Origin of the sequence: Pseudomonas sp. KB_15 (genome assembly GCF_052114525.1) — a bacterium.
Classification (GTDB): domain Bacteria; phylum Pseudomonadota; class Gammaproteobacteria; order Pseudomonadales; family Pseudomonadaceae; genus Aquipseudomonas.
On the sequence record NZ_JBFREX010000003.1, the window covers coordinates 491600 to 514620 of the forward strand.

Genomic DNA, 23021 nt, shown 5'->3' on the forward strand with positions numbered 1-23021 from the left:
GGCGGCCTGTCCAGCCACTTTCGAGATGGAGCATTTCCACAGATGAGCACCCCGGCCAAAATCGCACCCAAGTTCCCCGACAGCATCTTCCGCGCCTACGACATTCGCGGCACTGTCCCGGAATTCCTGAACGCTGAAACCGCTTACTGGATCGGCCGCGCCGTCGGCTCCCAAAGCCTGGCCCAGGGCGAACCAAACGTGTCCGTCGGTCGCGATGGCCGCTTGTCCGGCCCGGAACTGGTCGCGCAACTGATCAAAGGCATCGCCGACAGCGGCTGCCACGTCAGTGATGTCGGCCTGGTCCCGACTCCGGCGCTCTACTACGCCGCCAACGTGCTCGCCGGCAAATCCGGCGTGATGCTCACCGGCAGCCACAACCCGTCGAACTACAACGGCTTCAAGATCGTCATTGCCGGCGACACCCTGGCCAACGAACAGATCCAGGCCCTGCACGACCGCCTCAAGACCAACAACCTGAGCAGCGGCCAGGGCAGCATCACCCAGGTCGAGATCCTCGACCGCTACACCACCGAAATCGTCCAGGACATCAAGCTGGCCCGTCGTCTGAAAGTGGTCGTCGACTGCGGCAACGGCGCGGCCGGCGTGATTGCTCCGCAACTGATCGAAGCGCTGAACTGCGAAGTCATCCCGCTGTTCTGTGAGGTCGACGGCAACTTTCCGAACCACCACCCGGACCCGGGCAAGCCAGAAAACCTTGTGGACCTGATCAACAAGGTCAAGGAAACCAAGGCGGACATCGGCCTGGCCTTCGACGGCGATGGCGACCGCGTCGGCGTGGTGACCAACACTGGCAGCATCGTTTACCCGGACCGCCTGCTGATGTTGTTCGCCCGCGACGTCGTGGCGCGCAACCCTGGCGCCGAGATCATCTTCGACGTCAAATGCACCCGCCGCCTGATCCCGCTGATCAAGGAATACGGCGGCCGCTCGTTAATGTGGAAGACCGGTCACTCGTTGATCAAAAAGAAAATGAAACAATCCGGCGCCCTGTTGGCCGGCGAAATGAGCGGGCATATCTTCTTCAAGGAGCGCTGGTTCGGTTTTGACGACGGTATCTACAGCGCCGCGCGGTTGCTGGAAATCCTCAGCAAGGAAAAATCTTCGGCCGAAGAGCTGTTCGCAACCTTCCCGAACGATATTTCTACGCCGGAAATCAATATACATGTGACCGAAGAGAGCAAATTCAGCATCATTGATGCACTGCACGACGCACAGTGGGGCGCAGGCGCCGATCTGACCACCATTGACGGCGTGCGAGTCGACTATGCCAAAGGCTGGGGCCTGGTACGCGCATCCAACACCACACCGGTGCTGGTGCTGCGTTTCGAGGCCGATGACGAGGCTGAACTGCAACGCATCAAGGATGTGTTCCGCATCCAGCTCAAGCGCGTTGCACCTGATCTCCAACTACCGTTCTGATTCACCCGGAGCCCTGAATGACCCTCGAACGCGAAGCCGCCGCCAACACCGCCAAGGTCCTGTCCGAAGCGTTGCCTTATATCCGCCGATACGTCGGCAAGACCCTGGTGATCAAATACGGCGGCAACGCGATGGAAAGCGAGGAGCTGAAAACCGGCTTCGCCCGCGACATCGTGCTGATGAAGGCCGTGGGCATCAACCCGGTGGTGGTTCACGGCGGCGGCCCGCAAATCGGTGACCTGCTCAAGCGCCTGTCGATCGAGAGTCACTTTGTCGACGGCATGCGCGTCACCGACGCTGCGACCATGGACGTGGTGGAAATGGTCCTCGGCGGCCAGGTCAACAAGGACATCGTCAACCTGATCAACCGTCATGGCGGCAGCGCCATCGGCCTGACCGGCAAAGACGCCGAGCTGATTCGCGCGAAAAAGCTCACCGTCACCCGTCAGACCCCGGAGATGACCACCCCGGAAATCATCGACATCGGCCATGTGGGCGAAGTGGTCGGGATCAACACCGACCTGCTGAACCTGCTGGTCAAGGGCGACTTCATTCCGGTGATCGCACCAATCGGCGTCGGCGCCAACGGTGAGTCGTACAACATCAACGCTGACCTGGTGGCCGGTAAAGTCGCCGAAGCGCTGAAAGCCGAGAAGCTGATGCTGCTGACCAACATCGCCGGCCTGATGGACAAGTCAGGCAAGGTCCTGACCGGCCTGAGCACTGCACAGGTCGACGAACTGATCGCCGACGGCACCATCTACGGCGGCATGCTGCCGAAGATCCGTTGCGCACTGGAAGCGGTCCAGGGCGGTGTGGGCAGCTCGCTGATCATCGACGGTCGCGTGCCGAACGCGATCCTGCTGGAAATCTTCACCGATACCGGCGTGGGCACCCTGATCAGCAATCGCAAGCGTCCTTAAGCGATAACGCAAACAAAAAGACCCCGCTCGGCCTGGCTGAGCGGGGTCTTTCTCATTTAGCGACAAACCTGTGGGAGCGGGCTTGCCCGCGATAGCAATCTATCAGCCAATATCTCTGTCGACTGACACTACGTCATCGCGGGCAAGCCCGCTCCCACAGGGATTTGTAGTCAGACGCCGAACTGGGCGCGGTACGCTTCGACAGCAGGCAGGTGTTGCTTGAGCTGCGGATCGTCCGCCAGGAATTCCAATACCTGATTCAGCGAAACAATGCTGATCACCGGAATGCCGAAGTCACGCTCCACTTCCTGGATCGCCGACAGTTCACCGTTGCCGCGTTCCTGACGGTTCAGTGCGATCAGCACGCCGGCCGCTTTGGCGCCGTCCTGGGACGCGATGATCTGCATCACTTCGCGAATGGCGGTGCCGGCAGTGATCACGTCGTCGATGATCAGCACTTCGCCGGTCAGCGGCGCGCCAACCAGGCTGCCGCCTTCACCGTGGGCCTTGGCTTCCTTGCGATTGAAGCACCATGGCAGGTCACGGTTGTGATGTTCAGCCAGTGCCACGGCGGTGGTCGCCGCCAACGGGATGCCTTTGTAGGCCGGGCCAAACAGCACGTCGAAGGGAATGCCGCTCTCGGCAATTGCGGCGGCGTAGAAACGACCCAGCTGCGCCAGGGCCGAACCTGAGTTGAACAGGCCAGCATTGAAGAAGTAAGGACTGGTGCGCCCGGACTTCAGGGTGAACTCACCGAAGCGCAAAACGCCGCGATCGATGGCAAAACGAATGAAATCGCGCTGATACGCTTGCATGAAAAAAACCCCAAATACCACGGATTTAGCTAATTAGCTTGACGCCGTGTATCATACACGCACGCGATTTTTGGGGCCATTTATGCGGATCATCAGTGTGAACGTCAATGGTATTCAGGCTGCAGTCGAGCGTGGTTTGCTCAGTTGGCTGCAAGCACAGAATGCCGACGTCATCTGCCTGCAGGACACCCGCGCCTCCGCCTTTGAACTGGACGATCCAGCCTTCCAACTGGATGGATACTTCCTTTATGCCTGCGATGCCGAAGTCCCCGCCCAAGGTGGCGTGGCTTTGTATTCGCGGCTGCAACCGAAGGCTGTCATCAGCGGTCTCGGTTTCGAGACGGCCGACCGCTACGGGCGCTACCTGCAAGCCGATTTCGACAAGGTCAGCATCGCGACCTTGCTGCTCCCTTCGGGGCAGAATGGCGATGAAGACTTGAACCAGAAGTTCAAGCTAATGGACGACTTCGCCCGTTATCTGGATAAACAGCGGCGCAAACGTCGCGAGTACATTTATTGTGGCTCGCTGTACGTGGCGCAACAGAAGCTGGATATCAAGAACTGGCGCGACAGCCAGCAGTCTCCGGGCTTCCTGGCACCTGAACGTGCCTGGATGGACGAGATTGTCGGCAACATGGGTTATGTCGACGCCCTGCGTGAAGTCAGCCGTGAAGGCGACCAGTACAGCTGGTGGCCGGATAATGAACAGGCGGAGATGCTCAACCTCGGTTGGCGCTTCGACTATCAACTGCTGACCCCGGGCCTGCGCCGTTTCGTACGTAGCGCACGCCTGCCACGCCAGCCGCGGTTCTCGCAACACGCGCCGCTGATCGTGGACTACGACTGGACGCTGACCATCTAAGCGTCGTTTTGCAGACACAAAAAAGCCGACTTCAGGGTCGGCTTTTTTGTGGGTACTTGTTTTTGCTTTTCTGTGGGAGCGAGATTGCTCGCGATGGTGTGTCAGTTGACACCAATGTGGCTGACACATCTTCGCGAGCAAGCTCGCTCCTACAGGGGATCCTTGCTGATCGTTATTTAATCAGCCGCCAAGTGAACGGATACCGATAAGGCTGCCCTTCATTGGCCTTCACCCCGGCAATGATCGTCAACACCAGCGCACCGATGGCGATCAGGCCAAACAGGAAGAACCCGATAATCACCACCATCAGCAGGAAGCAAATGGCCGAGGCAATGGCGACGCTGATCTGAAAATTCAGCGCTTCCTTGCCCTGGGCATCGATGAACGGGTCCATCTCGCGCTTCATCTGCCAGAGAATCAGCGGCCCGATGATCGTGCCGAACGGAATCCAGATCCCCAGCAAGGCGGACAAGTGGCAAAACATGGCCCACTGACGAACCTCCTGGCTCGGCGTGGGCAGCGGCAGTTGTTCGTCACTCATGGTGTCCTCCTTGTCTGGAGCAGTCCGGTCAGTCGGCCAATGCGGCCTTTTGCAGTTCGAAGATTTCGTTCATGCCTTTCTTCGCCAGTTCGAGCATGGCGTTCAGCTCTTCAGGCTGGAACGGCGCGCCTTCGGCAGTGCCCTGGACTTCGATGAAACCGCCTGCACTGGTCATCACCACGTTCAGGTCAGTCTCGGCGGCCGAGTCTTCCAGGTAGTCGAGGTCGAGCACAGGCTCACCCTTGTACATGCCCACGGAAACAGCGGCGATCATCTGCTTGACCGGGTCGCCGCCCTTCAGGCCACCACGCTTCTTGATGACTTTCAAGGCATCGATCAGCGCCACCATGGAGCCGGTGATCGAAGCAGTGCGGGTGCCGCCATCGGCCTGGATCACGTCGCAGTCGACGTACAGGGTGACGTCGCCCAGCTTGGACATGTCCAGCGCAGCGCGCAGGGAACGACCGATCAGACGCTGGATTTCCAGGGTGCGGCCGCCTTGCTTGCCACGGCTGGCTTCACGCTGGTTACGTTCGCCGGTAGCACGCGGCAGCATGCCGTATTCGGCAGTCAACCAACCCTGGCCCTGGCCTTTCAGGAAACGCGGTACGCCCGGTTCAACGCTGACGGTGCAGATGACCTTGGTATCACCGAACTCGACCAGCACAGAACCCTCGGCGTGTTTGGTGTAGTTGCGGGTGATGCGGATCGAGCGGAGCTGATCGGCAGCGCGACCACTTGGACGTATCATAGGGAGTACCTGTACTGGGGACGGAAAACTGCGGAGCATTATAGAGCCGCCGGCCGCCACTGGGCACATCTAAAAAAATCCGCCGACGACCGAGGGCTCTGTACTGCGTGTCGGCGAAGGCCTGCCGCTCTTTGTCACACCGTGTGTTTGGGCGCATCCGTGCCACTGCGCTACAATCCTGCGCCTTTGCTGCCAGTCGGCTTTAATTCATTGATATCGGATTCCCGGAACCTCGGTTCTGTGCCGATCTGCATTGCGAGGTACCGCCATGGTGCACAGCATGACCGCCTTCGCCCGCGTCGAAAAAGCCGGCGTCCAGGGCACCCTGAGCTGGGAGCTGCGGTCGGTCAACAGCCGCTACCTGGAACCCCACCTGCGCCTGCCGGAGTCCTTTCGCGACCTCGAGGGCGCGGTTCGCGAAGCCCTGCGCCAGGGTGTATCCCGGGGCAAGCTTGAATGCACCCTGCGCTTCACCGAAGAAAACACCGGCAAAGCGCTGCAAATCGATCAGGAGCGCGCCGCGCAACTGGTCGCCGCAGCCGAGACCATCGCCAGCCTGATCAAGAACCCGGCAGCGCTGAACCCGCTGGAAGTCCTGGCCTGGCCCGGCGTGCTGGTAGGCGACGCCACCGACCCGCAAGCCTTGAACGCCGAAGCGCTGGCACTGTTCAATCAGGGCCTCAAGGAGCTGAAAGCCGGCCGCGAGCGCGAAGGCGCGGAGCTGGCGCGGCTGATTGACGAGCGCCTGACCTCCATCGAAGAAGACGTGGTGACCCTGCGCGAACTGGTTCCGCAAATGCTCGCCACCCAGCGCCAGAAAGTCCTCGACCGCTTTGCCGACATGAAGGCCGAGATGGACCCGCAGCGCCTGGAGCAGGAAATGGTCATGCTCGCGCAAAAAAGCGACGTCGCCGAAGAACTGGATCGCCTGAGCACTCACATCATCGAAGTTCGCCGGGTGCTCAAATCCGGCGGCGCTGCCGGTCGGCGCCTGGACTTCCTGATGCAGGAACTCAACCGCGAAGCCAACACACTGGGCTCCAAAGCCTTCGACCCGCGCAGCACCCAGGCGGCGGTCAACCTCAAGGTGTTGATCGAGCAGATGCGCGAACAAGTGCAGAATATTGAGTAAGGCTACCCCGACATGACACATAGCACTGGCACCCTGTACATCATTTCCGCCCCTTCGGGCGCGGGCAAGAGCAGCCTGGTCAAGGCCCTGACCGACGCCGATCCGGAGATCCGCGTTTCGGTCTCCCACACCACCCGCGCCATGCGTCCCGGTGAAGTGAATGGCGTGAACTATCACTTCGTCGACCGCAGCGAGTTCGTGAAGATGATCGAGCACGGCGATTTCCTCGAGCGCGCCGAAGTGTTCGGCAATCTCTACGGTACCTCGCAAAGCCACCTGCAGCAGACCCTGGACGAAGGCCACGACCTGATTCTGGAAATCGACTGGCAGGGTGCCGAGCAAGTGCGCAAGCTGATGCCTCAGGCCCGCTCGGTCTTCATTCTGCCGCCGTCATTGCAGGCCTTGCACCAGCGCCTGACCAATCGTGGCCAGGACAGTGACGAGATCATTGACGGCCGCATGCGCGAAGCCGTCAGCGAAATGAGCCACTACGTCGACTACGACTACCTGATCATCAACGACGATTTCGCCCACGCGCTGCACGACCTGAAGTCGATTTTCCGCGCCAATCAGCTGATTCAGAAGCGTCAGCAGCAGCGTCACGGCAAATTGCTGGCTGAATTACTCGGTTAATCAGCTCTTCCCAAAACCGCTGCAAGGGCTTTACATTGGTACTTGCAGCGCGTTGAAGGGCTTGGTTAAAAAATCAGCGCTTCCCTAATCGCTGGTGATTTTTTAAACTGTTGAGTCCGCTCGCCCATCCGGGCAGCGCGCATATTGCATTTGCTACGAGGAAGACCATGGCCCGCGTAACCGTTGAAGACTGCCTAGAACACGTGGATAACCGCTTTGAGCTGGTCATGCTCTCTACCAAGCGTGCCCGTCAACTGGCCACCGGCGGCAAAGAGCCGAAAGTAGCATGGGAAAACGACAAGCCTACCGTCGTCGCCCTGCGCGAAATCGCTGAAGGCCTGATCGACTACGCAGCTATCGCCGAAGCCGAAATCGTTGAAGATGAACCGCTTTTTGCTGCATTCGAGGACGAGTCCAACGAGGCCGTCTAAGCCTATGCCTGGTCGACGTAGCACGGCGCGGGATCACAGCTTACGGCAGGAGACATCATGCCGAGCATAGACGCCCTCGCCGATCGCTTATCGACCTACCTCGGCAAAGACCAGGTCAACCTGGTCCGCCGAGCGTATTTCTACGCCGAACAAGCCCACGACGGCCAACGCCGCCGTAGCGGTGAGGCGTATGTCACGCATCCTCTTGCCGTGGCGAATATTCTTGCCGACATGCACATGGACCATCAGAGCCTGATGGCCGCCATGCTGCATGACGTGATCGAAGACACCGGTATTGCCAAGGAAGCGCTGCAAGCGCAGTTCGGCGAAACCGTGGCCGAACTGGTCGACGGGGTCAGCAAACTGACCCAGATGAATTTCGAAACCAAGGCCGAAGCCCAAGCCGAAAACTTCCAGAAAATGGCCATGGCCATGGCCCGCGACATTCGCGTGATCCTGGTCAAGCTGGCCGACCGCCTGCACAACATGCGCACCCTGGAAGTGCTGTCCGGCGAAAAACGCCGGCGCATCGCCAAGGAAACCCTGGAAATCTATGCGCCCATCGCCAACCGGCTGGGCATGCACGCCATCCGCATAGAATTCGAAGACCTCGGCTTCAAGGCCATGCACCCGATGCGTTCCGCGCGGATCTACCAGGCCGTCAAACGCGCCCGGGGCAACCGCAAGGAAATCGTCAACAAGATCGAAGAATCCTTAAGCCACTGCCTGGCCATCGACGGCATCCAGGGCGAGGTCAGCGGGCGCCAGAAACACCTCTACGGCATCTACAAAAAAATGCGCGGCAAGCGTCGGGCCTTCAACGAGATCATGGACGTCTACGCATTCCGGATCATCGTCGACAAGGTCGATACCTGCTACCGCGTGCTGGGTGCTGTACATAACTTGTATAAACCACTGCCGGGGCGCTTCAAGGATTACATCGCGATCCCCAAGGCCAACGGCTATCAATCGCTGCACACCACACTGTTCGGCATGCACGGTGTTCCGATCGAGATCCAGATCCGCACCCGTGAAATGGAAGAGATGGCGAACAACGGCATCGCCGCCCATTGGCTGTACAAATCCAGCGGCGACGAGCAGCCAAAAGGCACTCACGCCCGCGCCCGCCAGTGGGTCAAAGGCGTGCTGGAAATGCAGCAACGCGCCGGCAACTCGCTGGAATTCATCGAAAGCGTGAAGATCGACCTGTTCCCGGACGAGGTCTACGTGTTCACGCCCAAAGGCCGGATCATGGAGCTGCCCAAGGGCTCCACGGCGGTCGACTTCGCCTACGCGGTGCACACCGACGTGGGCAACAGCTGCATCGCCTGCCGGATCAACCGCCGTCTCGCACCGCTGTCCGAACCGCTGCAAAGCGGCTCCACGGTCGAGATTGTCAGTGCGCCCGGCGCGCGGCCGAACCCGGCGTGGCTCAACTTCGTGGTCACCGGCAAGGCACGCACGCACATCCGCCACGCGCTGAAACTGCAACGCCGCTCCGAGTCCATCAGCCTCGGCGAACGCCTGCTGAACAAGGTCCTCAATGGCTTCGACAGTTCACTGGAAAAAATTCCGGCCGAGCGCGTCAAGGCCATGCTCGTCGAGTACCGCCTCGAACTGGTCGAAGATCTGCTCGAAGACATCGGCCTGGGCAATCGCATGGCCTATGTGGTGGCTCGCCGACTGCTGGGTGAAGGCGAACAGTTGCCGAGCCCGGAAGGCCCGCTGGCGATTCGCGGTACCGAAGGCCTGGTGCTCAGCTATGCCAAGTGCTGCACGCCGATCCCGGGCGACCCGATTGTCGGCCACCTGTCCGCGGGCAAAGGCATGGTCGTGCACCTGGACAACTGCCGCAACATCAGCGAAATCCGCCACAACCCGGAAAAATGCATCCAGCTTTCGTGGGCCAAGGATGTCACCGGCGAATTCAACGTCGAGCTGCGCGTCGAGCTGGAGCACCAGCGCGGCCTGATCGCCCTGCTGGCCAGCAGCGTCAACGCCGCCGACGGCAATATCGAGAAAATCAGCATGGACGAACGCGATGGTCGCATCAGCGTGGTCCAGTTGGTGGTCAGCGTGCACGACCGCGTGCACCTGGCCCGCGTGATCAAGAAACTGCGCGCCTTGACCGGGGTGATTCGCATCACCCGCATGCGTGCGTAGCTCGCAAACGTAGCCACCTCATTACAAGGAGTCATACATGACCAAGACTGTTATCACCAGCGACAAGGCCCCGGCCGCCATCGGTACTTACTCCCAGGCGATCAAGGCTGGCAACACCGTTTACATGTCAGGTCAGATTCCTCTGGACCCAAAAACCATGGAACTGGTCGAAGGCTTCGAAGCCCAGACCGTCCAGGTGTTCGAGAACCTCAAAGCCGTGGCCGAAGCGGCCGGCGGTTCGTTCAAGGACATCGTCAAGCTGAACATCTTCCTCACCGACCTGAGCCACTTCGCCAAGGTCAACGAGATCATGGGCAAGTACTTCGACCAGCCTTACCCTGCCCGCGCCGCCATCGGCGTAGCGGCCCTGCCAAAGGGTTCGCAGGTTGAAATGGATGCCATCCTGGTCATCGAGTAATGCGTGCGGCGCAGCCTCGGGCTGCGCCGACTGCTCTGCTGTAAAGTAAGCTTGAAAGGATTCCACCATGCGCAACGCGCTTGCTCTCTCGCTGCTCGCCCTGTTCCTGGGCGGATGTGCCAGCAACCCTGCCGACCGAGATATCAGCGGCACCTGGATCAACCAGGTGGCGATCGATGCTGCCGCCAAAGGCGTCCCCCTGCGTGAAGCACTCCAGGCCTATGGCCCGAACCTGGAATGGGACATCAACACCAAGGCCGGTCAGGCCCGCTACACCAATGGTTTTGAAAATGTCGACGGCAAGCTGCTCGGTGAAGAATCCGGCGCCTGGAAAATCGACTTTTATGGCAGCTCGGCCAGCGAGCTGAAGCGTGACGGCAAGCAACTCAGCCAGTCCGCCAGCGACAACGAGCCCGAGCAGGTTTTCGACCGCGCCCTGATTCCGGTGCCGGACGGCGCTCCAATCGGCGCCAGCTTCGAACGTGCGCTGTATTCAGCCTACATGGGCGGCAGCTGGACAATCGTCAGCGGTACCGGCGAAGGCAACACGGTTCAATTCCAGGCCGACGGCCAGGTGACCGGCCTGCCCGGCAGCGACCGCTATGCGTTGTGTCTGGCTGGCGATTGCGCATCCATGAGTGGCGGCAATGACAACATGTGGCTGCAACTCAATGGCCAGGGCAACGCCTGGATCTTTGCGCGCAAAGGCAAGGAGCTGGAGATTTTCCAGACCGTGAATACGGCGCAGGCAGACGAAATGCCTTCGTTCACTCCGGGCGAGCGCAAGTGGTTGCTGGAAAAGCAGTAAGCAACGCATTACCCCCTGTGGGAGCGAGCCTGCTCGCGATGGCGGCATGACAGTCAACGATGATGTTGAATGACACGCCCTCATCGCGAGCAGGCTCGCTCCCACAGTTGTTTCAGAGTGCCTGAACGTCAGCAACGCCCTTCAAGAATGGCCGCATACCCCTCGCGAAAACTCGGGTACTTCGGCGTCCAGCCCAACGCTTTTGCCCTGGCATTGCTGCAGCGCTTGCTGCCAGTGCGACGCACGCTATCGTCATCTGCCCATTCGGTCACGCCCAGATACTCACGCAACCAGCCCACCACATCGGCCAGCGCTGCCGGCGCATCATCCACACCGATGTAGACATCATCCAGCGCCACGCCACGCCGATCCGCCTCAAGCAGGCACGCCATCAACCCTGCGGCATCGTCCGCATGAATCCGATTGGCATACAACGGTGGATCGACCGCCACGCGATAACCCCGGCGCACCTGCGTCAGCAGCCATTCTCGGCCGGGGCCGTAAATGCCGGTCAAGCGCACGATACTGGCTGGAATGCCGCTTTTGAGAGCAAGTTGCTCGGCTTCGAGCATCACACGCCCGGAATAGCCCGCCGCCACGGCCGGTGAAGTTTCGTCGACCCATTCGCCATCCTGCTGACCGTAGACACTGCTACTGGACACAAACAGCAGGCGATTGGGCATCTGCCCGTAGTCGTTCAGCCACTCCAGCACATGCTCCAGGCCCTGGACATAGGCAGCACGGTAACCGGCTTCATCGTGATCGGTGGCCGCCGCGCAATACACCAGGTAATCCACGGCACCGATTGGCCAAGTGGCCGGGCAGTCTTTGTCGAACAAGTCACCGGCAACGCCGATGACTCCCTTGGGCAGGCGTGAAACGTCGCGTCGCAGACCATGGACCTCCCACCCCGCCGCCAGCAATTGCGTGGCCAGGCGGCTGCCGACATCACCGCAGCCGGCGATCAAAACAGTAGGCGCAGACATCAGAAAACTCCCATCGGAAAGCCACAGACTAGCGCCGACAATAGACAGGCGGCTAGCAATGCAGGAAAAAAAGAGACGCTATTACTTTTGTTAACAAGAATTAATTGCAATAATGCACCCCACTTTGTTCTCGGCCTTTCGAGGCCTGGAAGAACATCACCCGTTTATTCTCTCAGGTCCGGCCAGCATGACACGCAATCAATTCCCCGCTTCGCCAACCAAACGACCTCGCGCCTGGAGCGCGGTGGCTGCGCTGCTCCTCAGCCTGATGCTCGCGCCAGTCGCCGCTTTCGCCGATGCCCAGCCGCCAGCTACTCCAACCGCAGCAGCACCTGCACCGGCTGATCACGCCGCCCCGGCCGTTGCTCCGGCCGCGACCGATCCTGCCCAGGCAGCGCCGGCAGAAAACCTGGGGGAAGACGCTCCTGAAGTCCTCGAAGCCGATAACACCTTGGGCATGGCCCATGACCTGTCGCCGTGGGGCATGTACAAGAACGCCGACATTATCGTGAAAATCGTGATGATCGGCCTGGCCATCGCCTCGATCATCACCTGGACCATCTGGATCGCCAAGGGTCTTGAGCTGATGGGCGCCAAGCGTCGTCTGCGCGGTGAAATCGCCCAACTGAAAAAATCCGCCTCCCTCAAGGAAGCCAGCGCCACCGCGGCGAAGGAAGGCACACTGGCGAACCTGCTGGTGCACGACGCCCTCGAAGAGATGCGCCTGTCGGTCAACAGCCGCGAGAAAGAAGGTATCAAGGAACGCGTCAGCTTCCGTCTTGAGCGTCTGGTGGCGGCCTGCGGTCGCAACATGAGCAGCGGCACCGGCGTGCTGGCCACCATCGGTTCCACCGCGCCGTTCGTCGGCCTGTTCGGTACTGTGTGGGGCATCATGAACAGCTTCATCGGCATCGCCAAGACCCAGACCACCAACCTCGCCGTCGTCGCTCCCGGCATCGCCGAAGCCCTGCTGGCTACCGCGCTGGGCCTGGTTGCAGCGATCCCTGCAGTCGTGATCTACAACGTCTTTGCCCGTTCCATCGCCGGCTACAAGGCTCAGGTGTCCGACGCGTCGGCACAGGTCCTGCTGCTGGTCAGCCGCGACCTCGACCACCAGCCTGAGCGCAGCTCGCAACCGCACATGGTGAAAGTGGGGTAATCGGCCATGGGCCTGCATTTGAAAGAAGGGGCAGACGACGATCTGTCCGAAAACCACGAAATCAACGTCACGCCGTTCATTGACGTGATGCTGGTGCTGTTGATCATCTTCATGGTGGCCGCCCCGCTGGCCACCGTGGACATCAAGGTCGACCTGCCCGCCTCGACCGCCAAACCGGCGCCGCGGCCAGAGAAACCGGTGTTCCTCAGCGTCAAGGCTGACCAGCGCCTGTTCCTCGGTGAAGACGAAGTGAAGGCCGAAGCACTCGGCGCCACCCTCGACGCCAAAACCCAGGGCAAGAAAGACACGACAATCTTCTTCCAGGCCGACAAAGGCGTGGATTACGGCGACCTGATGAGCGTGATGGACAACCTGCGCTCTGCCGGTTACCTGAAGGTAGGTCTGGTCGGACTCGAGACGGCAGCCAAGAAATGATCACGACGCGCCATAAGCTGACGCGTTACAGCGGTAGCCTGGCCGTGGTGCTGGGCGTTCACGCGCTGGCCATCGCGCTGGCACTGAACTGGTCCGCCCGTCCGCCCATCGAATTGCCCCCTCAGGCAATGATGGTCGAACTGGCACCGGCTCCCGCCCCGCCACCGCCTGCTCCGCCGAAGGTCGTCACCCCACCGCAGCCACCAGCTCCGGTTGAAGAACTGCCGATACCCAAGCTCGCTGAAGTGCCGAAAGCTGAAATTGCCGTGCCCAAGCCGGTCAAACCCAAGCCGAAGCCGCAGCCGCCCAAGCCGGTAGAGAAGAAACCCGAACCGCCGAAGGAAAAACCGGCCGAAGAAAAGCCTGCCGAAACGCAACAGACTCAGGCACCGACGGAGAAATCCGCCCAGCCTGCGCCCGGCCCTTCGCCGGCTCAACTGGCAGCCAAGGCCAGCTGGCAAGGCACGCTGCTGGCGCACCTGCAGAAGTACAAAAAATACCCTGCAAGTGCCCAGGCGCGGGGCAAGGAAGGCATGAACCGTCTGCGTTTCGTCGTGGATGCCGAAGGCAATGTATTGTCGTTTGAGCTGGTAGGCGCCTCGGGCACTGCCGATCTGGACCGGGCCACCCTGGAAATGATCCGTCGCGCCCAACCGCTGCCCAAGCCACCGGCCGACATGCTGACCAATGGCTCCATCGAAATCGTTGCACCCTTTGTTTACTCGCTGGAAAAACGCCGGCGGTAAACGCACTACCATCCCATGTGGGAGCGAGCCTGCTCGCGATAGCGGTTTAGCATTCAACGAAGATGTCGAATGTTATGCCCTCATCGCGAGCAGGCTCGCTCCTACAAGGTCATGCTTCACCCCTAAAAGGCACCGAAAGGTGCCTTTCTCTTATCTGCCAGCGGCAAACCGGCATTGCCCAGTGTCACCCGACACGTTCAGTCTGATAACGTGCGTCTATCGATTGCAGCCGGTATGCTTGGCCCGCAACTACATGGACGCTTGCTATGACCCTCACAGAATTACGCTACATCGTTACCCTCGCCCAAGAGCAGCACTTCGGCCACGCGGCCGAGCGTTGCCACGTCAGCCAGCCGACCCTTTCGGTGGGCGTGAAAAAGCTTGAAGACGAACTCGGTGTGCTGATTTTCGAGCGCAGCAAAAGCGCCGTGCGCCTGACGCCGGTCGGCGAAGGCATTGTGGCCCAGGCGCAAAAAGTGCTGGAGCAGGCCCAGGGCATCCGCGAACTGGCCCAGGCCGGCAAGAACCAGCTGACCGCCCCACTCAAAGTCGGCGCAATCTACACCGTCGGGCCGTACCTGTTCCCGCACCTGATTCCGCAACTGCACCGGGTCGCCCCGCAGATGCCGTTGTACATCGAAGAAAACTTCACCCACGTGCTGCGCGACAAACTGCGCAACGGCGAACTCGACGCGATCATCATCGCCCTGCCGTTCAATGAAGCCGACGTGCTGACCCTGCAGCTCTACGACGAGCCGTTCTACGTACTGATGCCAGCGCAGCACCCGTGGACACAAAAGGAATCCATCGACGCCAGCCTGCTCAACGACAAGAGCCTGCTGCTGCTCGGCGAAGGCCACTGCTTCCGCGATCAGGTATTGGAAGCCTGCCCGACCCTGACCAAAGGCAACGACGGCGCCAAGCACACCACGGTGGAATCCAGCTCCCTGGAAACCATTCGCCACATGGTCGCCTCGGGCCTCGGGATTTCGATCCTGCCGTTGTCTGCAGTCGACAGCCATCACTACGCCCCCGGCGTGATCGAGGTGCGTCCGTTGTCGGCACCCGTACCGTTCCGCACGGTGGCCATTGCCTGGCGCGCCAGCTTCCCGCGTCCGAAGGCGATTGAAATCCTCGCTGACTCCATTCGCCTGTGCTCGGTGGCCAAGCCAGCGACGCAAGTCGCTGCGGGCTAAGCAACGGCCATGAGCGAGTTGTCGCAAGTGTCGGTGACGGCACTCAAGGGTGTCGGTGAAGCCATGGCCGAGAAACTGGCCAAGGTCGGCCTGGAAAACCTCCAGGACGTGTTGTTTCACCTGCCCCTGCGCTATCAGGACCGCACTCGCGTGGTTCCGATTGGCGCACTGCGCCCCGGACAGGACGCGGTCATCGAAGGCACCGTCAGCGGCGCCGATGTGGTCATGGGCCGTCGGCGCAGCCTGGTGGTCCGGCTGCAGGATGGCACCGGTGGACTCAGCCTGCGTTTCTACCATTTCAGCAACGCGCAAAAGGAAGGCCTCAAGCGCGGCACGCGGATTCGCTGCTACGGCGAAGCGCGGCCCGGTGCTTCGGGGCTGGAGATCTACCACCCGGAATACCGCGCCATCACCGGCGACGAACCACCACCGGTGGATGAAACCCTGACCCCGGTTTACCCGCTGACCGAAGGCCTGACCCAACAGCGCTTGCGCCAGTTGTGCATGCAGACCCTCACCCTGCTCGGCCCCAGCAGCCTGCCCGACTGGCTGCCGAACGAACTGGCCCGGGACTATCAACTGGCGCCGCTGGCCGATGCGATCCGCTACCTGCACAACCCGCCCGCCGATGCCGACGTCGATGAACTGGCCCTCGGTCACCACTGGGCGCAGCACCGTCTGGCCTTCGAAGAACTGCTGACCCATCAACTGTCGCAACAGCGCCTGCGCGAAAGCATGCGTGCCTTGCGCGCACCGGCAATGCCAAAAGCCACCAGGCTGCCGGCCAAGTACCTGGCCAACCTCGGCTTCAACCCGACCGGCGCCCAGCAACGGGTCGGCAACGAAATCGCTTACGACCTCAACCAGCACGAACCGATGCTCCGGCTGATCCAGGGTGACGTCGGCGCCGGCAAAACCGTGGTTGCCGCCCTCGCCGCGCTGCAAGCGTTGGAGGCCGGTTATCAGGTCGCCCTGATGGCGCCCACCGAGATTCTCGCCGAGCAGCACTTCATCACCTTCAAGCGTTGGCTCGAACCGCTGGACATCGAAGTCGCGTGGCTCGCCGGCAAGCTCAAGGGCAAGAACCGAGTGGCCGCGCTGGAGCAAATTGCCAGCGGCACCCCGATGGTGGTCGGCACCCACGCGTTGTTCCAGGACGAAGTGCAATTCAAGAACCTGGCGCTGGTGATCATCGACGAACAGCACCGTTTCGGCGTACAGCAGCGTCTGGCCTTGCGGCAGAAAGGTGTCGGCGGGCGCATGTGTCCGCATCAGCTGATCATGACCGCCACGCCGATTCCGCGCACGCTGGCCATGAGCGCCTATGCCGATCTCGACACTTCGATCCTTGACGAACTGCCCCCCGGCCGCACCCCGGTCAACACCGTGCTGATCACCGACACCCGGCGGGTCGAAGTCATCGAGCGGGTGCGCAGCGCTTGCGCCGAAGGGCGACAAGCCTATTGGGTGTGCACGCTGATCGAAGAGTCGGAAGAGCTGACCTGCCAGGCCGCCGAAACCACCTTTGAGGACCTCACCGCCGCCCTCGGCGAGTTGAAAGTCGGGCTGATCCACGGCCGCATGAAGCCTGCGGAAAAAGCCGCGGTGATGGCCGAGTTCAAGGCCGGCAACCTGCAACTGCTGGTCGCGACCACGGTAATCGAAGTGGGCGTCGACGTGCCCAACGCCAGTCTGATGATCATCGAGAACCCCGAGCGCCTGGGCCTGGCGCAACTCCACCAGTTGCGCGGCCGCGTCGGCCGGGGCAGCGCCGTCAGCCATTGCGTGCTGCTCTACCATCCGCCGTTGTCGCAGATCGGCCGTCAGCGCCTGGGCATCATGCGCGAAACCAACGACGGTTTCGTCATCGCCGAAAAGGATCTGGAATTGCGCGGCCCCGGCGAAATGCTCGGCACCCGGCAAACCGGCCTGCTTCAATTCAAGGTCGCCGACCTGATGCGCGATGCCGATTTGCTGCCCGCCGTACGTGATGCCGCCCAGGCATTGCTCGAGCGCTGGCCGACCCACGTCAGCCCGCTACTCGACCGCTGGCTGCGTCATGGCCAACAGTACGGCCAAGTGTGACAACCGTCGCAGTTTCTAAGGCGTGGCCCCGAGCAAGCTGGTTATACTCCGGCAATTGTTTTAGCACGGATACAAACCATGACCGAAGTTGCCTTCGCACCCGACACCCCGCACGCTCCGTCGGTTATTCGGCTGATGCTGGGCAAGTTGGGCATTGCCTACGAAGAAGTGCTGGACCATCACGGCCTCAATGCCACGCGCAAGGTCCAGGCCGTTCTGCTGGATGACAGCATTGGCGCGCTGATGGTGCTGTTCCCGCAGAGCCAATTGCTGGACCTCAATCGCCTCACTGAACTCACCGGTCGCCGCCTCACCGCCGTACCGATCGAACGCCTGACAAAAATGCTCGGCAAGCACAACCTCAGCTTGCTGCCGGGCCTGCCGGCGCTGACCAGTTCACCCTGCCTGTACGACGAAATCCTGCTGCGTGAGCCGAAGTTGCTGATCAACTCCGGTGAGCCGGGCGTGCTGCTGGAAGTCTCCAGCGAAGACTTCAAGACCATGCTGACCAAGGCCAGCGCCGCCAACTTCGGCGAAAACCTGACCAGCATCCGTCCGAACCTCGACCGCCCCGATGACGACCGCGAGGAAATCACCCAGGCCGTCCAGGCGTTCACCGCACGGCGCATCCAGCAGCGCCTGGAAGCGACCATCGAAATCCCGCCGCTGGCCGAAACGGCGCAAAAAATCATCAAGCTGCGCGTCGACCCCAACGCCACCATCGACGACATCACCGGCGTGGTCGAAACCGACCCGGCGCTGGCTGCACAAGTCGTGAGCTGGGCGGCGTCGCCGTATTACGCCTCGCCAGGCAAGATTCGCTCGGTGGAAGACGCCATCGTGCGCGTGCTGGGCTTCGACCTGGTGATCAACCTGGCGCTGGGCCTGGCCCTGGGCAAAACCCTGAGCCTGCCCAAGGACCACCCGCAACACACCACGCCGTACTGGCAGCAATCGATCTACACCGCCGCCGTCATCGAAGGCCTGACCCGCGCCATGCCACGCGCCCAGCGTCCGGAAGCCGGCCTGACCTACCTGGCCGGGCTGCTCCACAACTTCGGCTACCTGCTGCTGGCCCACGTGTTCCCGCCGCACTTCTCGCTGATCTGCCGCCACCTGGAGGTCAACCCGCACCTGTGCCACAGCTTCGTGGAACAACACCTGCTGGGCATCAGCCGCGAACAGATCGGCTCATGGCTGATGCGCTACTGGGACATGCCCGAAGAACTGGCCACCGCCCTGCGCTTCCAGAACGACCCGGCCTATGACGGCACTTACGCCGAATACCCGAACCTGGTCTGCCTGTCGGTGCGCCTGCTGCGCAGCCGTGGCATCGGCTCCGGCCCCGACGAAGACATCCCCGACGCCCTGCTCGAACGCCTTGGCCTGAGCCGCGAAAAAGCCAACGACGTGGTCAGCAAAGTTCTTGAAGCCGAAGTGCTGCTGCGCGAACTGGCCTCCCAGTTCACCCAGGGCTGAAAAGCATCGCGGGCAAGCCCGCTCCCACAGGGATCACCAAAACCCTGTAGGAGCGAGCTTGCTCGCGAAAGTCGTCAACGATGACGCACGCATCCTGGATAAACCCGGGGGTACTTGAGTTTCTCGTCGGAACGCCGCCCGGAGCAAGCTCGCTCCTACGCCTTCTTCGGCTTCAAATACTTGGTCAGCCCCTGGAACCAGATCACCAGCGCCGGGTTGCCCTTGATCTGAATCGACTTGTCCTGAATCCCCGTCATGAACGCCAGTTGCTTGTTCTTCGCCTGCATCGTGGCAAAACCGTACGCGGCGTCTTTAAAGGCAATCGCAAACGCAGGCTCGGCATGCACACCCGATTGGCTGGTAATGCGCTGGTCCTTCACGCGGAAATGCCGCGCCACTTTCCCGTCCAGGGTCTGCAACTGAAACACCAGATCCTTGTCACCCAACTGCTGCTGAAACGCCGGATTGGTCCGGCTGGCCTTGCCCATCAACAAACCCAGCATCCACAGCAGAAAACGAAATTTCATGCGCACAGCCTCAGAAGAAAAATGAACGGCCGGGGCAGTTTAGCGACTTAAAACAAGAACGCCACCATCCAGATGCGTTAGAAGAAGATAAGCCACATTTCCCGCATGATGACTGCCAAGTCACGTCTTACACCCTCTCATCGGTCGCCCCCACGCTCCAGAGCGGGAATGCATCCCGCGACGCCCTTACACCTGCAGAAACACATTCCTGTAGGCGCTGCCGCAGGCTGCGATCTTTTGATCTTGTACCCCGCAGAGTTCTCGGACATTTCCTTCGCAATGCCGAGCCATGCGTGAACTAGGCGGTTTTGACCGGTACCGATAACCTCTTTAAGTCACCACAAAATCGGTGACTCGGACGTGCAAGTCCGGTTCAGGTGCACATCGTTGATGGCAATTCACCGAGCGTTTTCCTATGCTCGCGGATCGTTATGGCGGCTGTGCGTCGGAGACCTTCGGGTCTGCCGGGCACCTGGACCGGTCTTGCACACCAACGCACAGCTGCCACCTCTTTCGAAGTGCAAAGCGAAACGGTGTCAGCCTCTTAACTCCAGGAAGCGACATCCATGTTCAAACCAACATCCACCCCTCCTGACGACAAAGCCACATTCCCCTGCGAATCTCCCGATTCCGAAGGGACCCATGAAGCGATCGAATGCACCTTCAACCACCACACCTTCCAAGCCGAACAGAAACAACCGAAACGCACCGGCCAACTCTTCAGTGTCTGCCCGGACATCAATACCGAAGCACTCCTGGCCAACGCCTCGGAAGATCTGCTGTCCATCAGCGTCATCGCCGCTGACCTGGCCGATGATGTAGACGGCTCACGCCGCTCAGTAGCCCTGGCAATCAGTCGCGTGGCTGAGGGGGCGCATTTGCTGGTAGAGCGGGCGCTGGATCATCTGGATAAGCCGGAAATGACGGCGATTCTCACAAGGAAATCAAGCCAAGCCAGCTAACTCGCCAAAAAGGAAAGCGACCCCGATTGTTGCCGTCACTTTCGGGGTTTTAAGGCAAGTCACTGCCGCCCTCCTTAATAGCCAACTCCCGCTCACTTCTCCCTTTCCCAAATTTGCGTAGGAAGCTTCCTGTTCTCCCTGCTCCGTCTTGAATAACTTTCCTGCCCACGTACTTTGTGTTCGCCCGCTCATTCCTGAGTCGGTGCGATTCATGTAACCGCAACACGCGTCCTGTCTGGCGCGTGAATGGACACGGAGTGCAAGCAATGGCAAAGGGATACTTCATTCGTGAGGGCGACAAGACCACCTGCGGTGGCAAAGTTCTGGAAGCCGATACTCACATCATGATGTTTGGCTTCGCGCACGCGCGCGACGGGGACCAGGTTTCCTGCGGAAAAGACAATAAAACCTACGTGATCACTGGCGGTGTTTCATACATCAAAAGCAACGGCAGGATGGTGGCGGGATCGCTGGATAGCTTCAGTAGTTGTCCTTGCAAAGCCGGGCTGATCCCATCGCAGTCCACGGCGAAGTACGAGTCCAGCCGCAGTGCGGAACCACACACCATGCGGACCACCACTGCGCAGGCTTCGCCCGCCGCAGCCAGTGCTCCGGCCGCGTCACGATCATCCAGCTACGCCCCTGCACCAAGCTCTCCCATGCAGATGCGTGACAACAGTGCACAGGCTGTAGAGCCCGGCTTTTACATCGTTCCAAAGAGCACCACCCGCGAACAACTCGAGGCCTCATTGTTCACCCTGCGCGACCCGGCGGTGATGGGCAAATTCAAACTGCTCAATCCCAACCTGGGCGATGTTAAAGCCGGCTCGATGATCGTGCTGAGCGACCCGAACAACTATCAGTGCACCCGCGAAGAAGCCCTGCTCATGGACGTGGCGGCCAGGACCAACCAGGTGCTTGAGACGCTCAGCCCGGAAGAAGCGGATTTCATGGTACAGCACCGTGATGCCATCCAGACCTTCCTGAGCCATGGTTCGACTGCTATTGGCGTCGGCGCGAGCATTCTCCACAACAATCTGGAAAATGTCCGCGAGACCCTCAAAGAAATCGAAGCGTTGCATCAGCATTCATTTCTGCGCGATGGCCACCTGAGCTCACCGACGTTTTTGGAAGAACGCAAAAAACTGCTCACTCAACTCGATATCCACATGACAAGCCTGACGCGCAAAGGTATCGGTTTTCCCGACCATCCAAATTTGAATCGTGCAATGTTCCTTTCGCCTCCCACTCTGGTTCATCGCTGGACGGAAGCAGGCGGCGTAGGTCAGATGCCGGGATACGCCACTCATCTGGAGGGGGTGGCCGGGGCTTCCAAGTACCTCAAGTACGGTGGCTGGGTCGGCACGGCCATTGGTGGAGGGGCGTCGGCTATGAAGGTTCAAGATGTATGCAGGGCGGGCAATGCCGAAGCCTGTCAGCGAGTTAAATTTACTGAGACGGGAAGTTTTGCTGGAGGAATATTTGCTGGCTCCGTCACCGGTGCATTGTTGTCAGGCTCGTCCGTTGGTTATCTTTGTGTAGGCCTCGGCATAGCCACTGGTGGTATTGCTGCAGCTACGTGTGGAATTCTAGTCGTGGGAGCTGGCTCATATGCAGGCGGTGAATTTGGTGAAATGGGTGGTGAAATAATTGGCGATGTTGTTTACGACGTTATTAAATGACTATTGCTGAACTCGTCGTCGGCAGCTTATGTGGCCTGGTACTTGTCGGTTTATTCCTTTGGAACGTTACGGCGCTTTACTTGGCCCATACCCGAATGGACTTAATGCTAGAAAAGCTAAAGAACTGTACTGCCATTATGGTCAGAGCACCACTCAGACATGGCGGGTGCTGGGGAAAGGTGTTGCTGGTGGGAGGAATTTCAGGAATCGTGACATTTCCTGGCTTCTATCTAAAAAGAGGCGAGCTAAGTATTGATGATTTGCAAAAATTCCCCGTTACTCTCAAGCGAATGCTCATAGTGTTGCAATGGAGTGCTATAGGCTTATTAACTTCCTTAGTTTTGTTAGTCACACTGTGGAAATCAGGGTTACTTAAGTAACTGCTCCCACAAAAAATGGGCACCCAACCCTGGTTGGCGTGCCCATTTTTTATTCCACTCCCCCGCTGTGCGAGAGGTGAAAACGGCTTACGGATTAACGCTGTCTTTCAACGACTTGCCTGGCTTGAACGCAACGGTGTTGCTGGCCTTGATTTTGACGGGTTCACCGGTTTGCGGGTTTTTGCCGGTGCGGGCACCGCGATGGCGTTGCAGGAAGGTACCGAAGCCCACCAGCGTCACGCTGTCTTTGCGGTGCAGGGCACCGGTGATTTCTTCAAGAACGGCGTTGAGAACGCGATTGGCTTGTTCTTTGGTGAGGTCTGCTTTTTCAGCAATGGCTGCAGCGAGTTCTGGTTTACGCATATGAGTGAAGCCCCTTTGACGGTTTGTTGTTGTTATGTCCGTGCCGCCCTCTGCGGAGCAGCGCCCAAAGCGCCGCAGGTGCTCTACTCTGCGGCAGACGGGAG

General features: G+C 60.2%; 23 protein-coding genes and 1 pseudogene. 18 read left to right on the plus strand and 6 right to left on the minus strand.

Annotated elements, in window-relative coordinates; translation table 11 throughout:
- Positions 1–36 precede the first annotated feature (36 nt).
- A pseudogene (locus AB4Z35_RS06475) lies at positions 37–1440 on the plus strand (phosphomannomutase/phosphoglucomutase); the annotation flags it as partial.
- A 17-nt stretch (positions 1441–1457) separates the two neighbouring features.
- Positions 1458–2363, plus strand: a complete 906-nt coding sequence (gene argB, locus AB4Z35_RS06480; RefSeq protein ID WP_007989569.1) for an acetylglutamate kinase — start codon at positions 1458–1460, stop codon at positions 2361–2363.
- 170 nt (positions 2364–2533) lie between these two features.
- On the opposite strand, the gene pyrE is transcribed toward argB, so the two are convergent.
- Positions 2534–3178, minus strand: a complete 645-nt coding sequence (pyrE, locus tag AB4Z35_RS06485) for an orotate phosphoribosyltransferase (protein ID WP_007954442.1) — start codon at positions 3176–3178, stop codon at positions 2534–2536.
- An 82-nt stretch (positions 3179–3260) separates the two neighbouring features.
- Here pyrE and AB4Z35_RS06490 point away from each other — a divergent pair, with 82 nt between their 5' ends.
- Positions 3261–4040 carry an exodeoxyribonuclease III gene (locus AB4Z35_RS06490; RefSeq protein WP_003176915.1) on the plus strand — a complete coding sequence of 260 codons (780 nt, stop codon included), beginning with the start codon at positions 3261–3263 and terminating at the stop codon, positions 4038–4040.
- A 172-nt stretch (positions 4041–4212) separates the two neighbouring features.
- On the opposite strand, the gene AB4Z35_RS06495 is transcribed toward AB4Z35_RS06490, so the two are convergent.
- Both AB4Z35_RS06495 and rph read right to left on the minus strand, forming a co-directional pair.
- Positions 4213–4581 carry a DUF4870 domain-containing protein gene (locus AB4Z35_RS06495; RefSeq protein WP_007996522.1) on the minus strand — a complete coding sequence of 123 codons (369 nt, stop codon included), beginning with the start codon at positions 4579–4581 and terminating at the stop codon, positions 4213–4215.
- Between the two features lie 28 nt (positions 4582–4609).
- Positions 4610–5332, minus strand: a complete 723-nt coding sequence (gene rph, locus AB4Z35_RS06500; protein WP_007989575.1) for a ribonuclease PH — start codon at positions 5330–5332, stop codon at positions 4610–4612.
- A 268-nt stretch (positions 5333–5600) separates the two neighbouring features.
- Between rph and AB4Z35_RS06505 the strand changes: the two genes are divergently transcribed.
- The 6 genes from AB4Z35_RS06505 (at position 5601) to AB4Z35_RS06530 (ending at position 10917) form a co-directional block, all read left to right on the plus strand.
- Positions 5601–6464 carry a YicC/YloC family endoribonuclease gene (locus AB4Z35_RS06505; RefSeq protein WP_007996525.1) on the plus strand — a complete coding sequence of 288 codons (864 nt, stop codon included), beginning with the start codon at positions 5601–5603 and terminating at the stop codon, positions 6462–6464.
- Between the two features lie 12 nt (positions 6465–6476).
- The gene (gene gmk / locus AB4Z35_RS06510) at positions 6477–7097 is read left to right on the plus strand and encodes a guanylate kinase (protein ID WP_442096383.1); all 621 of its coding nucleotides are present in this window, start codon (positions 6477–6479) and stop codon (positions 7095–7097) included.
- Between the two features lie 167 nt (positions 7098–7264).
- Positions 7265–7528: a DNA-directed RNA polymerase subunit omega gene (gene rpoZ / locus AB4Z35_RS06515; RefSeq protein ID WP_007921129.1), complete on the plus strand. Its 264-nt coding sequence runs from the start codon at positions 7265–7267 to the stop codon at positions 7526–7528.
- 57 nt (positions 7529–7585) lie between these two features.
- Complete coding sequence (gene spoT / locus AB4Z35_RS06520; RefSeq protein WP_007989580.1) at positions 7586–9691, plus strand: bifunctional GTP diphosphokinase/guanosine-3',5'-bis pyrophosphate 3'-pyrophosphohydrolase; 2106 nt, start codon at positions 7586–7588, stop codon at positions 9689–9691.
- Between the two features lie 37 nt (positions 9692–9728).
- Positions 9729–10109, plus strand: coding sequence for a RidA family protein (locus AB4Z35_RS06525; protein ID WP_003229509.1), 381 nt, complete (start codon positions 9729–9731; stop codon positions 10107–10109).
- 67 nt (positions 10110–10176) lie between these two features.
- Positions 10177–10917, plus strand: a complete 741-nt coding sequence (locus tag AB4Z35_RS06530) for a hypothetical protein (RefSeq protein WP_442096384.1) — start codon at positions 10177–10179, stop codon at positions 10915–10917.
- A gap of 128 nt (positions 10918–11045) precedes the next feature.
- Here AB4Z35_RS06530 and AB4Z35_RS06535 read toward each other — a convergent pair whose 3' ends face one another.
- Positions 11046–11903: an SDR family oxidoreductase gene (locus tag AB4Z35_RS06535; RefSeq protein ID WP_442096385.1), complete on the minus strand. Its 858-nt coding sequence runs from the start codon at positions 11901–11903 to the stop codon at positions 11046–11048.
- Positions 11904–12090: 187 nt separating this feature from the next.
- Between AB4Z35_RS06535 and exbB the strand changes: the two genes are divergently transcribed.
- The 6 genes from exbB to AB4Z35_RS06565 all read left to right on the plus strand — a co-directional run bounded on the left by exbB (position 12091) and on the right by AB4Z35_RS06565 (position 19003).
- Entirely contained in the window at positions 12091–13062 is a 972-nt protein-coding gene (exbB, locus tag AB4Z35_RS06540) for a tonB-system energizer ExbB (RefSeq protein WP_442096386.1), read from the plus strand.
- Between the two features lie 6 nt (positions 13063–13068).
- Positions 13069–13497 (plus strand): TonB system transport protein ExbD, encoded by a 429-nt coding sequence (gene exbD, locus AB4Z35_RS06545; protein WP_007989589.1) that lies wholly within the window; start codon positions 13069–13071, stop codon positions 13495–13497.
- Positions 13494–14243, plus strand: coding sequence for a TonB family protein (locus tag AB4Z35_RS06550; protein WP_442096387.1), 750 nt, complete (start codon positions 13494–13496; stop codon positions 14241–14243). The genes exbD and AB4Z35_RS06550 overlap by 4 nt, the downstream gene beginning before the upstream one ends.
- 266 nt (positions 14244–14509) lie before the next feature.
- Positions 14510–15439: a hydrogen peroxide-inducible genes activator gene (locus AB4Z35_RS06555; RefSeq protein ID WP_008000272.1), complete on the plus strand. Its 930-nt coding sequence runs from the start codon at positions 14510–14512 to the stop codon at positions 15437–15439.
- A gap of 9 nt (positions 15440–15448) precedes the next feature.
- Entirely contained in the window at positions 15449–17524 is a 2076-nt protein-coding gene (gene recG, locus AB4Z35_RS06560; RefSeq protein ID WP_442096388.1) for an ATP-dependent DNA helicase RecG, read from the plus strand.
- Between the two features lie 78 nt (positions 17525–17602).
- Positions 17603–19003, plus strand: coding sequence for an aminoacyl-tRNA deacylase and HDOD domain-containing protein (locus AB4Z35_RS06565; protein ID WP_442096389.1), 1401 nt, complete (start codon positions 17603–17605; stop codon positions 19001–19003).
- Positions 19004–19158: 155 nt separating this feature from the next.
- Here the strand turns inward: AB4Z35_RS06565 and AB4Z35_RS06570 are convergent, their stop codons facing one another.
- A complete protein-coding gene (locus tag AB4Z35_RS06570) occupies positions 19159–19530 on the minus strand; it encodes a hypothetical protein (protein WP_008000275.1) in 372 nt (123 codons plus the stop codon).
- A gap of 566 nt (positions 19531–20096) precedes the next feature.
- Here AB4Z35_RS06570 and AB4Z35_RS06575 point away from each other — a divergent pair.
- The 3 genes from AB4Z35_RS06575 (at position 20097) to AB4Z35_RS06585 (ending at position 22554) form a co-directional block, all read left to right on the plus strand.
- On the plus strand, positions 20097–20492 hold the full coding sequence (locus tag AB4Z35_RS06575) for a DUF6124 family protein (protein ID WP_442096390.1): 396 nt from the start codon (positions 20097–20099) through the stop codon (positions 20490–20492).
- A gap of 266 nt (positions 20493–20758) precedes the next feature.
- Complete coding sequence (locus AB4Z35_RS06580; protein WP_442096391.1) at positions 20759–22174, plus strand: PAAR domain-containing protein; 1416 nt, start codon at positions 20759–20761, stop codon at positions 22172–22174.
- A complete protein-coding gene (locus tag AB4Z35_RS06585; RefSeq protein ID WP_442096392.1) occupies positions 22171–22554 on the plus strand; it encodes a hypothetical protein in 384 nt (127 codons plus the stop codon). The genes AB4Z35_RS06580 and AB4Z35_RS06585 overlap by 4 nt, the downstream gene beginning before the upstream one ends.
- An 87-nt stretch (positions 22555–22641) precedes the next feature.
- On the opposite strand, the gene AB4Z35_RS06590 is transcribed toward AB4Z35_RS06585, so the two are convergent.
- A complete protein-coding gene (locus AB4Z35_RS06590) occupies positions 22642–22917 on the minus strand; it encodes an HU family DNA-binding protein (RefSeq protein ID WP_003213368.1) in 276 nt (91 codons plus the stop codon).
- Positions 22918–23021 lie beyond the last annotated feature (104 nt).